Origin of the sequence: Zobellia galactanivorans, from assembly GCF_000973105.1 — a bacterium.
Classification (GTDB): Bacteria; Bacteroidota; Bacteroidia; order Flavobacteriales; family Flavobacteriaceae; genus Zobellia; species Zobellia galactanivorans.
The window spans coordinates 4,109,733-4,122,805 of the sequence record NC_015844.1; the positions used below are offsets into that span (position 1 = coordinate 4,109,733).

At 42.4% G+C, this 13,073-nt stretch carries 13 protein-coding genes; 6 read left to right on the forward strand and 7 right to left on the reverse strand.

Features of this window, described 5'->3' with window-relative positions:
• The first annotated feature begins 13 nt into the window (after positions 1-13).
• Entirely contained in the window at positions 14-1,417 is a 1,404-nt protein-coding gene (locus ZOBGAL_RS16685; protein ID WP_013994877.1) for an aminopeptidase P family protein, read from the forward strand.
• Between the two features lie 229 nt (positions 1,418-1,646).
• Here the strand turns inward: ZOBGAL_RS16685 and ZOBGAL_RS16690 are convergent, their stop codons facing one another.
• Positions 1,647-2,195 (reverse strand): lipid-binding SYLF domain-containing protein, encoded by a 549-nt coding sequence (locus ZOBGAL_RS16690; protein WP_013994879.1) that lies wholly within the window; start codon positions 2,193-2,195, stop codon positions 1,647-1,649.
• A gap of 182 nt (positions 2,196-2,377) precedes the next feature.
• Complete coding sequence (locus ZOBGAL_RS16695; protein WP_013994880.1) at positions 2,378-2,815, reverse strand: response regulator; 438 nt, start codon at positions 2,813-2,815, stop codon at positions 2,378-2,380.
• A 690-nt stretch (positions 2,816-3,505) separates the two neighbouring features.
• Here ZOBGAL_RS16695 and ZOBGAL_RS16700 point away from each other — a divergent pair.
• Together ZOBGAL_RS16700 and ZOBGAL_RS16705 are read left to right on the forward strand one after the other, a co-directional pair.
• The gene (locus tag ZOBGAL_RS16700) at positions 3,506-4,849 is read left to right on the forward strand and encodes a 3-keto-disaccharide hydrolase (RefSeq protein WP_046288027.1); all 1,344 of its coding nucleotides are present in this window, start codon (positions 3,506-3,508) and stop codon (positions 4,847-4,849) included.
• A 2-nt stretch (positions 4,850-4,851) separates the two neighbouring features.
• Positions 4,852-6,180 carry a Gfo/Idh/MocA family protein gene (locus ZOBGAL_RS16705; RefSeq protein ID WP_013994882.1) on the forward strand — a complete coding sequence of 443 codons (1,329 nt, stop codon included), beginning with the start codon at positions 4,852-4,854 and terminating at the stop codon, positions 6,178-6,180.
• Between the two features lie 233 nt (positions 6,181-6,413).
• On the opposite strand, the gene ZOBGAL_RS16710 is transcribed toward ZOBGAL_RS16705, so the two are convergent.
• The 5 genes from ZOBGAL_RS16710 to ZOBGAL_RS16730 form a co-directional block, all read right to left on the reverse strand.
• Positions 6,414-7,481 (reverse strand): LacI family DNA-binding transcriptional regulator, encoded by a 1,068-nt coding sequence (locus tag ZOBGAL_RS16710; protein WP_013994884.1) that lies wholly within the window; start codon positions 7,479-7,481, stop codon positions 6,414-6,416.
• A 230-nt stretch (positions 7,482-7,711) separates the two neighbouring features.
• Complete coding sequence (locus ZOBGAL_RS16715) at positions 7,712-8,035, reverse strand: hypothetical protein (RefSeq protein ID WP_046287563.1); 324 nt, start codon at positions 8,033-8,035, stop codon at positions 7,712-7,714.
• Positions 8,036-8,325: 290 nt separating this feature from the next.
• The gene (locus ZOBGAL_RS16720; protein WP_013994886.1) at positions 8,326-8,670 is read right to left on the reverse strand and encodes a hypothetical protein; all 345 of its coding nucleotides are present in this window, start codon (positions 8,668-8,670) and stop codon (positions 8,326-8,328) included.
• 25 nt (positions 8,671-8,695) lie between these two features.
• Positions 8,696-10,837 carry a catalase gene (locus ZOBGAL_RS16725; RefSeq protein ID WP_013994887.1) on the reverse strand — a complete coding sequence of 714 codons (2,142 nt, stop codon included), beginning with the start codon at positions 10,835-10,837 and terminating at the stop codon, positions 8,696-8,698.
• A 57-nt stretch (positions 10,838-10,894) separates the two neighbouring features.
• A complete protein-coding gene (locus ZOBGAL_RS16730) occupies positions 10,895-11,308 on the reverse strand; it encodes a hypothetical protein (protein WP_013994888.1) in 414 nt (137 codons plus the stop codon).
• 302 nt (positions 11,309-11,610) lie between these two features.
• On the opposite strand from ZOBGAL_RS16730, the gene ZOBGAL_RS16740 reads away from it, so the two are divergent.
• The 3 genes from ZOBGAL_RS16740 (at position 11,611) to ZOBGAL_RS16750 (ending at position 13,012) form a co-directional block, all read left to right on the forward strand.
• On the forward strand, positions 11,611-12,015 hold the full coding sequence (locus ZOBGAL_RS16740) for a VOC family protein (protein WP_013994890.1): 405 nt from the start codon (positions 11,611-11,613) through the stop codon (positions 12,013-12,015).
• A gap of 32 nt (positions 12,016-12,047) precedes the next feature.
• A complete protein-coding gene (locus ZOBGAL_RS16745; protein ID WP_013994891.1) occupies positions 12,048-12,569 on the forward strand; it encodes a DUF421 domain-containing protein in 522 nt (173 codons plus the stop codon).
• Positions 12,570-12,790: 221 nt separating this feature from the next.
• Positions 12,791-13,012 (forward strand): hypothetical protein, encoded by a 222-nt coding sequence (locus tag ZOBGAL_RS16750; protein ID WP_013994892.1) that lies wholly within the window; start codon positions 12,791-12,793, stop codon positions 13,010-13,012.
• The last annotated feature ends 61 nt before the right edge of the window (positions 13,013-13,073 follow it).

Below are 13,073 nucleotides of genomic sequence, written 5' to 3' on the forward strand. Positions count from 1 at the left end.
TGATATTTTATTCATGTTTTCAACAGAAGAGTACATAGCACGTAGAGCGAAGTTAAAGGAGTTGATGGGGAGCGGATTGGTGCTTCTTATGGGCAATGAAGAGGTAGGTATAAATTTTGAAGACAATATATACCCGTTCAGGCAAGATAGTAGCTTTCTTTATTTCTTCGGAATACAGACAAATGGTTTGGCCGCTATTATTGATTTGGAAAGCGGGGAAGAACTGATTTTCGGCGATGACCCGTCTATCGATCATATCGTATTTTCAGGACCGATAGAATCATTGCAAAGCCAAGCGGCGAAAGTAGGGGTGACCCATGTGAAGTCGGGTACAGATCTATCCGATTATCTAGGAGAGGCTGTTTCTAAAGGTAAAAAAGTGCATTACTTGCCGCCTTATAGGGCGGAACATGCCTTGAAACTTACAGATTTGTTACATGTGCCTACATCGAAGCTTAAAGAGCAGAGTTCTACTGAACTTATAAAGGCTATTGTGCAACTGCGCACCATAAAGTCGGAAGCTGAGGTGGTAGAAATAGAAAAGGCATTGAATGTTACGGTAGACATGCACTATAAGGCCATGGAAATGGCCCAACCTTTAATTAAGGAGTCCGATGTATATGGGGCCGTCAGTCAGATTGCATTGGCAAAGGGTGTTGGTACTTCTTTTCCGCCCATCGTAACCATTAATGGACAGATTTTACATAACCACTATAGGGGTAATGAATTGAAAGAGGGGGATATGCTACTTTGCGATTGTGGAGCGGAGATAGCTTCCGGCTATGCAGGGGACCTGACACGTACTTTTCCGGTATCTAAAAAGTTCAGTAAAGACCAAAAGGAAATCTACAATATTGTTTTTGAGGCATATAGTACGGCCGTGGCCTTGCTAAAGCCGGGGAGATTGTTTTTAGACGTTCATTTGGCGGCCTGCGAAAAAATTGTGGAAGGCTTGATAGCATTCGGTCTTATGAAAGGAAATGCAAAGGAAGCGGTTGCGGAAGGCGCCCATACCATGTTCTTTCAATGTGGCCTTGGGCATATGTTAGGACTTGATGTACACGATATGGAAAACCTAGGGGAGCAATATGTAGGCTATACCGATACCTTAAAACAACGGACCGATTTCGGTTTCCGTTCCTTGCGATTGGGGCGTGCCTTGGAAGAAGGCATGGTAGTAACCGTTGAACCTGGTATTTACATCATTCCCGAGCTAATTGACCTTAGAAAAAAAGAAGGCAAGTATCTAGACTTTGTAAATTATGAGATGCTTGAAAAATATAGGGATTTTGGGGGAATTCGAATTGAAGACGTGTTCTTGATTACCCCGGAAGAAGGGGGTAGGATACTCGGTAATAGATTGCCGGGCTCTGCTGCGGAAATAGAAGAGTTTATGCTATCTCATCAAAGATTGTAATTGCTTTTACAGTTAGGCTTGCAATCTTTGTTTTGAGTTAATCAGTTTTAGTAGTAGGCCTTGGTAAAACAAGGCCTTTTTTATACCGTCGAATTTTTTTTTAGCTGCAAAAAGGGGAGCTGTACTGATATAAAATGCGGTACAGGTGATTAGAAAAAACATAGCGGTTTTAAGGCTATGGTAAAAAAAAAGCCGGTCATAACGACCGGCTTTAATTTACCTTCTAAAATTAATCTTTGTCGAGCAGCTCCATGTCGGTATACTCAAACTTTTGTCCCCCAACGGAAAGATCGGCCATCAATCCCTTTTTGGGCTTGGCGAATACCACTACACCGTCGTCATAATTGGCATTGGCAGCAACACCTTTTTTTAGGGCTACCGCTGTGGCCTGGGCAGAAAGTTCGTATTCCCCTCGTTTAAATTCGTTTAAGGCATCCGCTGTTTCGAAGAATATAACTTCGGTCAACGCTTGTCCTCCGGCTTGAAGACCTACATCTAGTTTCTTTAGGTCGGCCATACCTACAGCTTTGCCCTTCTCATAAAGTACACCGTTACCAGATGCCCCTCCGATGATAAGTCCGCCTTCACCGACATTGGGAAATACAACGTATCCCGATGCATTTTTAAAGAACTGATCGAGTCCGTACTTGTCAGATTGTAATTTAATTTTCGCTTTCTCGGCATCGGATATAACTCTTTGGTCATCTTTGTCTTGGGCAAAGGAAACAAAGCTTATGCATACGAGTACCATGGTTAAAATCGATTTTTTCATTTTCATATCACTATGTTTAAATTTAACTTCATTTAAAAATCAACTTGCATTGATTTCGATACAAAATTACCGGTCGATATCAACCCATATTAGCGCTATGCATTGAAATTATGATGCAAAAAAAGAAGGTCGTCCCTTAAGAAATAAAGCGCTTTGGTTGTAATAAAAAAAGAAAAACTCTAGGGGGATTAGACCAATATAACGAAGGGAGTGTTCCCTTCTTCGGTAGTAGAGGCACTAGCCATTGACTCAAGGCTTTTGTGGAGCATGATTTTTAGGTCTTCGAACGAGGTTGGTTTTTGAATATATTGATTGGCACCATCCGTTTGTAGTTGGTTTACCTCTCTGTCACGGTGGAATGTAGAATATACGATCACTTTAATGGCATCGAACCTTTGAAAGTTTCTGATATCGGTCAAACATTCAAAGCCGTTCATCAAGGGCATGTTCAGGTCAAGATAGATAGCGTCGGGCAAGGGTTTGGCGGAGAAAAGATCGTCCATAAGGTCAACGCCATTGTCGAATTGGGTCACCGTGGTGGGGATGTCGATTTCACTAAGGGCCTCTACGAACAACTCTCTATCATCATTGTCATCATCGGCCAAATATAGGTTTAGGTTTTTCATAAATAGCGAATAAGGTGTATATCTTTAATAAGGATGCATATTAGTGTCTTGCTTAGGCTCGGTCTAGAGGTGATCGAAATCAACTTGTTGAACTGTGTAGCACCTTAAGCATATCTCATTTTAAAAAATTAAAGGGGGATTTTACGCTGCAAAATATGGCCCTTTGGCTGTATAAGGGGAGGGGATTGCGATAAATATTGACTCAATACGTTCTCGGGTCAATATGTCGTCTCTATATGATGCGTTCGCCCGGCTGAGTCAAGATGGCGTAAGATTGTGGGATCTTAATCGCTAAAAAATAATATCGTATTCGCAGCCGATATTTCGTGTTCGGCCACGGTTGGTTTTTGTGTGCGCACACAATTATTGTAAAATCCCTAGGTTTTTTCAAAATAGAAAATTACATTCGTAGATTCATGATCCTTTTGTGTCTTTGGTTTTAATGAAGGAAGATGCTATGGAATCCGCTGGAATCTTACGACATCATAAGGGATGATCGTTCGAAAATTAGCTTGTAGAGTATAGGATAACGATATAAAAGGGTAGGGGCGAGGTCCTAGGTTTAAAAGAAAGCAAGGCCCTTATCGAAAACGTAAAATTATAAATTCAAACCATTTAGAAATTATAGAAATGAAGTACTTAAACCTTAGCAAGTTAAAATCCATCCGTTATGGCGGTGTCTTTTTATTTATGGCATCCGGTCTATTATTGAGTTGTGAACCTGAAAAGGAAGCCATACCATACATCGATCTTTTTGATGGAGAAACCTTAACGGGATGGACGCAAAAAGGGGGAGAAGCTATTTATGAGGTCAGGGACAATGCCATTGTCGGGACCACGGTCAAAAATACTCCGAACTCTTTTATGACCACTGATAAAATGTACGATGATTTCATTTTGGAATTGGATTTTAAAGTAGATCCTTCAATGAATTCGGGTATTCAGATCCGAAGCAATAGTTTTCCGTATTATATGAACGGAAGGATACATGGGTACCAAGTTGAGATCGACCCATCTGATCGGGCATGGAGTGCCGGTATTTACGACGAGGCGCGAAGAGGGTGGTTACATCCGCTGGCCGACGATAACGTAAAGGCCAAACAAGCCTTTAAGCAAAACGATTGGAACCATTATCGTATTGAAGCGATCGGTGATACCCTAAAGACCTGGATCAACGGCGTGCCGGCGGCTCATCTTATCGATAGCCAGACTGACAGTGGGTTTATCGGCCTACAGGTACATTCTATACATAAAGACCAAAAAGCGGGAACCGAGATCGCGTGGAAGAACATCAAGATCCTTACCGAAGATCTACAGAAATATGCAAAGGAGAGTCCTCTTCCCGCCGTTAATATGGCCAACAAATTGACCAAGAACGAAAAGGATCAAGGTTGGGAATTGCTCTGGGACGGAGAAACGACCAATGGTTGGAGAGGCGCTAAATTGGAAACTTTCCCGACAAAAGGCTGGGAAATCAAAGATGGTATCTTAACGGTATTGTCCTCCGGTGGGGAAGAGTCCGCTGCAGGGGGTGATATTGTCACTACCAAAAATTACGGTAATTTTGAGATTATGGTCGATTTTAAATTGACCGAGGGCGCCAATAGTGGTATAAAATACTATGTGGATACCAACATCAACAAGGGAGAAGGTTCTTCCATTGGTTTGGAATATCAAATCTTGGACGATGACAAACATCCTGATGCCAAAAAGGGAAACCACGAAGGAAGCCGTACCGTTTCTTCGCTTTATGACCTAATCAAAGCGGATCCCAAAAAACCGATCAAACCTATTGGTGAGTGGAATACTGCCCGAATCGTTTCTAAAGACAACCATGTGGAGCACTACTTGAACGGGGCAAAGGTATTGGAGTATGAAAGAAAAAGTGAAGCCTATAGAAAATTGGTATCTGAAAGCAAATACGTAAAGTGGCCTAATTTCGGTGAACTCGATAGCGGTCAGATCTTATTGCAAGACCATGGTGACAGGGTTAGCTTCAAGAACATCAAAATAAAAACGCCTAAAAACCAATAGTAATGACCAGTAGACGAAACTTTATAAAGAAAACGGCAACCGGTTCAGTGGCATTGACTTTTGGCGGACTAGTATTGCCTTCTATGGCCAATGCGAACATCCTTGGAGCCAATGACCATATCAACTGTGCCATTATCGGGGTTCGAAGTAGGGCCAAGGCCCATGTGATGGCCATTCACCAGCAGAAGAACGCTAAAATTGTATACAGCTGCGACGTTGATGATACCATATTGGAAGAACACAATAAATGGTGCCAGAAAAATATTGGATATATTCCTAAAATAGAAAAGGACTTTAGGAAGGTCTTGGAAGATAAAGATGTAGATGCCGTTTTCATCGCTACACCCGAGCATTGGCACGCACCAATGGCCATTATGGCCTTACAGGCGGGCAAGCATGTCTATGTAGAAAAACCTTGTAGCCACAACCCTTACGAAAACGATTTATTGGTAAGGGCCCATAAAAAGTACGGTAAAAAGGTACAAATGGGAAATCAACAACGATCGGCCCGTACCTCGATTATGGGAATAGAGGATATTAGGAATGGCGTAATCGGCGAAGTGTATAAAGGTGAGGCTTATTACAGCAGTAACCGCGGTTCAATTGGTAAGGGCAACGTTATAGACGTTCCCGACACCTTAGATTGGGAAATGTGGCAAGGGCCCGCCCCTAGGGAAAAATATAGGGATAACGTACACCCTTATAACTGGCATTGGTTCAAAACCTGGGGAACGGGTGAAGTACATAACAATGGTACCCATGAAATCGACATCTGCCGATGGGCCTTGGGCGTAGACCTTCCGGAAAGCGTTACTTCTTTTGGCGGGAAATATGCCTATGACGATGATTGGCAGTTTGTTGACAACCAGCAGGTGACCTATAAATATCCCGATAACAAGTTTATTACTTGGACCGGGCATAGTCGCGGGAAGATAATGCCCAAACAACCAGGCCGTGGCGCTACCATTTACGGAAGCAAAGGCATCATTCAACTAGACCGTAATTTCTATAAGTTGTACGACCTTGACGGTAATCTGCTTAAGGAGGAAAAAGAAGGGGCGACCAGTGCCACGACCAATACCATGGGACAGGGGCAGTTAGATGTAAATCATGTTGGTAACTTCTTTGAGGCCATTAGAACCGATAAGTCTCTACATTCAGATATAAGTGATGCCAGTATCTCTACAATGCTCTGCCATTTAGGGAATATGGCCCAAGATGCTGGGGAAACCTTAAAAATTGACCAGGCCACTGGAAAAATATTGAACAATGAAAAAGCTATGGCCCATTGGAAGCGTGAATACGCCGAAGGTTGGGAGCCTAAGTTATAATATGTGGAAGCCTAGTGGTTTCCTCAACAGTTGATTTTAAATTTTGTGTTAGTTTTTAAAGTCCGTATGATTCGTTCATACGGACTTTTTTATGGAAATGCTGTCAAAGAAGTAGCGGATACGGCAATGGGTTACGCCATAGGGCCTAGGGCCAATAGGGCGCGTGAAAGGATGCCCTTGGCTACAACGGGATTTTGGTGTTTCTCCCGGAATAAAAGAAATCGGCCTACCGGTTAAACGCTATATTCAATGGCCGAAGCAACATTGAAGGAGTCGACATTTTCCTTGGTGACAATGTTCATGGGGGAACGATATTCCGGCTTTGGGGTTTTGTTCAGGAGCAAGTATTCAAATAGAATTTTTACGCCCATATACCCCTGTTCAAAGGGATGCTGGTCAATGGCGAAATCTATGGTACCCTTTCTGATATAGTCAAGGTTTTTCTGGTGTACGTCAAAACCAACGGTACGTATGTTCTGTAAATTTTCGCTTTGTAAAAAATCCGCTACCGTAAACAGGGCGCTCGAAGGAACAAATATGCCCGTGATATGGTCGGGTTTTGAAAATTCTTCGGTCAAGGCCCTGTAAACCTCTTTAGGGGCAAAGCTCTCTACGAATATCTTATGTATCGGTTTCTCGTTTTTGTTCGTTTCAAAAAAGTTCATAAAACCTTTGATACGCGTTTCGATCGCCAAGTGACTATCGACGTTTTTCTTTGACGTTAGTATGGCAATAGACTCCTTAGGGGCGGTAATGATATTCATCATCTTCCCACATAGATAACCACTTTTAAAGGAATCTTGACCGATATACGATAGCTTATCGCCGGTTTCCAAATCAATGTTTATCAAAACAAAGGGAATGTCGTTGGCCTTTAACTTTTCTACAAATGCTAGGGAGGTATTATAAAAAAAGGGGGCAAAGACAACACCGTTCGGCTTGAGTTTGAGTATTTGTTCAAGTGCCCGTTCGTACGATTTTAGGTCGTACTGGTCAAAATAGTACCTATGGGTGATAACTCCGTATTTCTGGATTTCCTTGGCGGCGGATTTGAGACCTTTGTTCGGCCCGCTCCAAAATTGGTTTTTAGAGGCTGGGGTCGGAATTAAAGTGGCAATGGTATATTTTTTCTTGAAAGCCAAGGTACTGGCAAGGATGTTTCTTTCAAAATCGTACTTGTCAAGTAGTTTCTGTATGCGTTCCTTGGTTTTTGGCGATACCCCAGGGCGATTATGAATAACCCTATCCACTGTTCCTGTAGAGACTTTGGCCTCTTCGGCAATATCTTTTATCGTTTTCAATAGAATAAATTAAAAGGTCTGGTAGTTGAGTTCAATCCACTGGTTTAGCCAATTGTTCTTGAATGGATTGAGTTTCAAATGTACGTATAAATCTAGTTTTATAAAACTGCTACGGGGCTTTTGTGTTCGCACACGAAATTAAGGTCCCATTGTAGCTGCGAGTGTATCGGACATTGGAAATTATGCATAGGACAAAGGATAGGGGAAGGGGCAACAGGATAAGTGGCCCTTTAAGAGTTGGACAATTGCTTGTTGGCCTCTTGTAAATTTTGGATGTCCTTAGAGAGAAACACGATTCTTTCACTTACTTTCTTTCTATTCCGGGTTAGCATAGGGGTCAGGTGGTTCAGTCGGGCTTTTAAGTTTATGAGTTTGATATTAAACTCGCGAACATCCTCAAATTTACTGGATGGGTATTTGGGAAAGTTCCCTTCAAAGGTTTTCTGAAGTTCGAAAGTCCGCCTTTTTAACTGGTTTAATCGGGCTTTCAGCGCGTTGGTGTCGGCTAGTATTTTTATTACATTTCGTTTTTTTGCTATACGTGGCGCTTTCATATATAATTTTTTATAAAAGTAATGCGGTCTATTTTTTAGGAAGAATGCTATAACTAAAAATCTTATCCCGAAGCATCGGGTCGGAACAAGGCTGGTGGCCAAGGTAAAAAACTTTTGAATGCTTTTGTTACGAGGCATGTTTCAGTGATAAGAGTACTTTCCTCACTGTTTTTAACACTTATCATGGGCCGTGGGGTATTTGTACCAAAGTTTTTATAAAGACAACTTTCAAATGGGAAGACCCCGGAAAATTGAGTTTCAGGGGTCTTTACCATATAGTTTAAATCGTATTATTGCGCATCGGGCGGGAATATATCTTTGTCTTTGATATTCTGTTCTGGAATGGTCTCCAAAAATGCATAGAGGTCTGTATTTGCACTGGGGCCATAACCGGTCAATAAGGTCCCTTTCCCACCATCGCTAGTTTCCAAGACATATAGTAAAGACATATCTGAGGGGTTGCTCATTCCTTCATAGCGATGCTCTTTCACAATTGTTATATCCTTTGCGGCATATGTTTTATCTGATTTGGTACTCCTTAGTTTTTCGTTTATAAAGCGATACGAGTCGGTATACCCTAATTTTTCATAGCGTTTTATGTAATCGGTCTCGTGTTTTGCATATTCTGTACTCATAATATTTTTCTTTTAGATGTTCAACTTAAGCGGGTATGTTTTCCGCTTTTTTCCTTCTTTTCCAATTGCGGTGTTGGGCAATCGCTTTTATAAAACCTTCCGGATTTTCATTGATAAAAATGGCCTCATCCTCATGTATATCGATTATGGCCGTGTGTTTTAGAAAATCTTCGGCTTCACCACTTACCGAAATGGCTTTACAGTGCTTGTAACTTTCGTTTACGAATTTGGTGAATTTGGCCTGTGCCCTTAAGGCGGCAATAGAGGGCTCTCCGCCAGGGATGTAAAGGGCATCGAACAGTACACTTTCCGTGGTCATGATTGCGGCATCGACCTGATGTTCCATGCCTTCATCGCATGTAACCGTACCCCCATGTGGAGCGATTAACTTTACCATAGCGCCTTCTTTTTCAAGGGCATCTTTTACAATTTTGAATTCGCTCATACGAAAGCCGTCACCTACCAGAACCGCGACCTGTCTTGTTGCAATCGAGTCGAAGGTGGTATGGGCCTGGCTCAGTTTAGGCGACTCATCTAGGTAGATTTTCTTCTCCGTGGGTTGCTGCGACTCAACATCGGCATCGGCACCTATGGCTTGATTGATCGGTTTCTCAATGGAAGAAGGGACTTTCATACCTAAGTTCTTAGCTACTTTTTCCGCCAGACTCGAATCGATTCGATCGATCAGGTATAGCATTCGCCCTTTGATATGCTCGATCTCGCATTTGCCCAATTCAAAGGAGTATGCACTTGTTACATGTTCTTTTTCCCAATCGCTAAGGCTTCTGTAGAATAAGGCGGGTTGAGAGAAATGGTCGTTGAAACTTTCGCTACGCGTTCTTATTTTTTTAGCGTCAATACGCTCTTGGTATGATTCAAAACCGCCTTCTGCAACTGTGGAGAGGTAGGGGCATCCGCCACCTATGGAATTCGGAAAATAGGCCGTACGCCCTTTTGGGATTTCGGTCTGCATATGCCCGTCGCGCTGATTGTTTCGAACTTCGGCAATGGGTTTGTTGATAGGAATTTGATGGAAATTGTGTGTTCCTAATCGAGAGAGCTGTGTATCTCGGTAGGAAAACAACCTACCTTGTAACAGGGGATCGTTCGTAAAATCTATACCGGGAACTATATTGCCCGGCAAGAAGGCGACCTGTTCCGTTTCCGCAAAGAAATTTTCAGGGTTGCGGTTCAGTACCATTTTCCCGATTATCTTAACGGGTACCATTTCTTCGGGAATAAGTTTGGTAGGGTCCAAGAGGTCAAAATCGAACTTATGTTCATCTTCTTCGGCCACTATTTGTAGTCCCAATTCCCATTCGGGATAGTGCCCTGCTTCAATGGCTTCCCATAGGTCTCTCCTGTGAAAATCGGAATCGGCCCCACTGATTTTTACAGCTTCGTCCCAAGTTACCGAGTGTACCCCTAGTTTTGGTTTCCAGTGAAATTTAACGAAATGCGCTCTTCCTTCCGCATTGATCAATCTGAAGGTATGTATACCGAAGCCTTCCATCATACGTAAACTACGTGGAATGGCGCGGTCGCTCATCACCCATATTTGGTTGTGTAAAGTTTCTGGTGTAAGCGAAACAAAATCATAGAACGTGTCGTGTGCCGATGCCGCTTGTGGGATTTCGTTATTGGGTTCGGGTTTAACCGAATGAATGAGGTCGGGGAACTTCATGGCGTCTTGAATAAAGAAAATGGGCATATTGTTGCCGACCAAATCCCAAGTGCCTTCCTCTGTATAAAATTTAACGGCAAAGCCGCGTACATCCCTAGCTAAATCGGTTGAGCCTTTTGAGCCAGCAACGGTAGAAAAACGTGCGAAAACCGGCGTTTTTCGCGAAGTATCGGTAAAAATACCTGCCTTGGAGTATTCCTCTATGCTATCGTATAATTCAAAATAGCCATGGGCTCCACTCCCCCGGGCATGAACAATTCGCTCTGGAATACGCTCGTGGTCGAAATTGTGGATCTTTTCCCGAAGAAGAAAATCTTCTAAAAGGGTAGCTCCCCTTGGGCCCGATTTCAATGAATTATTGGTATCGTTTATTTTTAAACCTTGTTTTGTGGTCAAAGGTTGGTTTGAATAATCGACCCTGTGCTTTTCAAGCTGCTCGTCTTTACGGGTCGATACTGTTTCGTGTGTTTCTTCAGATTTCATATAAGTTCTTTTTATGGATTATAGGGGAATGCTTTGGTGTTGGGCTAAGGGCTTCCATCAATCTCGTGATAGGATTTTAAAATGCTTTAGCGTAAATAGGTTTACCTCTAGCTTTACGGCCTGTTCAATAAATAGGGCGATCAGTTCTTCGGAAAGGTTTGAAAGCATCATATATTGACAAATTTCGAAGGCCGTTTGGTCGAGCGATGCTATGTTCAAATGATAGAGGGGCTTAGTAATCAGGTAATCCTTCCCGTATAAATTCTTGTGCCAAGCCAGTAATCCACCTATATCGGTAGGTTGGTTCTTTCTTATGACCATTTGCCATATATCCATTATAAAATCGGAACGTTCAAGTGCGCATCGCTCCATAAACGTGCGTATAAGTGGATTTTTGGTGCTGACGGCCCTTTCTGTATACCGTACCTCACCGATAGCATAAACTTGCAAAAGACATTCAAGACCCTCCATAATTCAATAAGCTTTGTTTGTACCGTTATAAAATTATCGGTGCGGGGAGAATATCTTTGGCTGTAAAAAAAACATTATTAGTGCAATTGCCCATGATGCTCGAATGGCCTGTTCGTTTGGAATGGGCATGCTTGGATTTTTGTGGAAAGGGTACGGTTTCGAAGCCCCTATGGCCCTTATATATTAATACGGTAGCAGGGTAGGGCTATCGTACACATCTTTTGTGTTAAGGATAAGTGCGATGTAATCGATCATACTGGGAGACTCCAAGTAAATTGGTCTAAACTTTAAAACGCAATAAAATGAAGACACAAGCATACTTAGCCTTTGACGGCAATTGTCAGGAAGCCCTTAATTTTTATGCCGATTCCCTTGGGGCCGAAATCAAGAATAGGCAGACCTACGCCGATAAGAAAATAGATGTGCCCGCATCGTATCGCGACCGGTTGCAACATGCCGAACTAAAAGGAAAGGGAGTACATTTTATGGCCTATGATGCCGCACCCGACACGCCACTAACGGAAGGCACCAAAATACACTTGAGTATTGATTTGAACGATAAAAAAGAAGCCGAGGAACTGTACGGGAAGCTTTCCGCGGGAGGACGTATACACCACGAACTAAGGGAACGTGAATGGAATGCCCTTTATGGACGTTTCACGGATCGTTACGGTATCAATTGGATGATCAATTGTGACTTGAACTAGAAAAATATTGAATCAGTTAAATAAAGAATATTATGGAGGAGTGGTTTGAATTTTCATGGAATGCCTTGTTCGCAATCGGTCTGTCGGCTGTCGGTATTTATGCGGCCGTAATCATTATGACCCGTATTTGCGGGAAGCGTAGTTTCTCAAAAATGTCGAGTTTCGATTTTGCCATGACCGTAGCCGTGGGTTCCATAATTGCAACTACCATTCTTTCAAAATCGGTAAGCCTGGCTGATGGGGTTGTAGGTATAGTGGCCGTATACCTTTTACAAATGGGGGCGGCCTTCGCCAGAAGGAACGACATGGTGAAAAAAATGATGGACAATACTCCCTTATTGCTCATGGACGGAGCGATTATTTTAGAGGAAAACCTAAGGAAAGGCCGTGTGGCAAAGTCCGATTTGCGGGCTAAATTGAGAGAGGCCAATATAACCGAGCTATCGGAGGTTAAAGCAGTAGTATTTGAAACCACTGGCGATATTTCGGTACTCCACAAAGAACATCGACGCCCGATAGAGGATTTTCTACTTGAAGACGTTCAGCGTTCCTAGGGTTGTTAGAATTACAACCAAAATAAGAATAAAAGGGTACGCTTGCTTTAGCGTACCCTTTTTTATGGATACGCAATCAAGTCCAAACTCCATTGTAAAGGGTTCATTTCAATTTTGGTCACCAGCTATATTTGTCAGAGGTTTCAACGGTTATGCACCTTGATAGGGCGTAGGCCCTTTTGGGAAAAGTAAATTCGAAGTTGAATTAAAAAAGAAGAAAGATGAACGATTTTAGTTATAAGTACACCATTATTTCCAAGAATTCGGGTAAAACCTTTTTTAGGGAGATTATGGATTTAAGTAAAATAGGGGTCTTGCTTAAAGATGGGTTTTTTGAATATATCGCCATCGAGGCCCAAATGAAACGTTTGGGCGAATGCAAGCTGGAAAATGAAGATTATATCTGTATAGTAAAGCTGACCCGTGGCAAAATAGTGGCTTAGCAGCAGTGTTTTTTTTACGGCCATATATAATGTTTATGAGTTGATCGGCATCAACTATAAT

Bases quoted from the DNA above. Each gene is read 5' to 3' on its own strand.
- ZOBGAL_RS16685 (WP_013994877.1), top strand. From the start codon at position 14: ATGTTTTCAACAGAAGAGTACATAGCACGTAGAGCGAAGTTAAAGGAG.
- ZOBGAL_RS16690 (WP_013994879.1), bottom strand. From the start codon at position 2,195: ATGAAAATGAAAAAATCGATTTTAACCATGGTACTCGTATGCATAAGC.
- ZOBGAL_RS16695 (WP_013994880.1), bottom strand. From the start codon at position 2,815: ATGAAAAACCTAAACCTATATTTGGCCGATGATGACAATGATGATAGA.
- ZOBGAL_RS16700 (WP_046288027.1), top strand. From the start codon at position 3,506: ATGGCATCCGGTCTATTATTGAGTTGTGAACCTGAAAAGGAAGCCATA.
- ZOBGAL_RS16705 (WP_013994882.1), top strand. From the start codon at position 4,852: ATGACCAGTAGACGAAACTTTATAAAGAAAACGGCAACCGGTTCAGTG.
- ZOBGAL_RS16715 (WP_046287563.1), bottom strand. From the start codon at position 8,035: ATGAAAGCGCCACGTATAGCAAAAAAACGAAATGTAATAAAAATACTA.
- ZOBGAL_RS16720 (WP_013994886.1), bottom strand. From the start codon at position 8,670: ATGAGTACAGAATATGCAAAACACGAGACCGATTACATAAAACGCTAT.
- ZOBGAL_RS16725 (WP_013994887.1), bottom strand. From the start codon at position 10,837: ATGAAATCTGAAGAAACACACGAAACAGTATCGACCCGTAAAGACGAG.
- ZOBGAL_RS16730 (WP_013994888.1), bottom strand. From the start codon at position 11,308: ATGGAGGGTCTTGAATGTCTTTTGCAAGTTTATGCTATCGGTGAGGTA.
- ZOBGAL_RS16740 (WP_013994890.1), top strand. From the start codon at position 11,611: ATGAAGACACAAGCATACTTAGCCTTTGACGGCAATTGTCAGGAAGCC.
- ZOBGAL_RS16745 (WP_013994891.1), top strand. From the start codon at position 12,048: ATGGAGGAGTGGTTTGAATTTTCATGGAATGCCTTGTTCGCAATCGGT.
- ZOBGAL_RS16750 (WP_013994892.1), top strand. From the start codon at position 12,791: ATGAACGATTTTAGTTATAAGTACACCATTATTTCCAAGAATTCGGGT.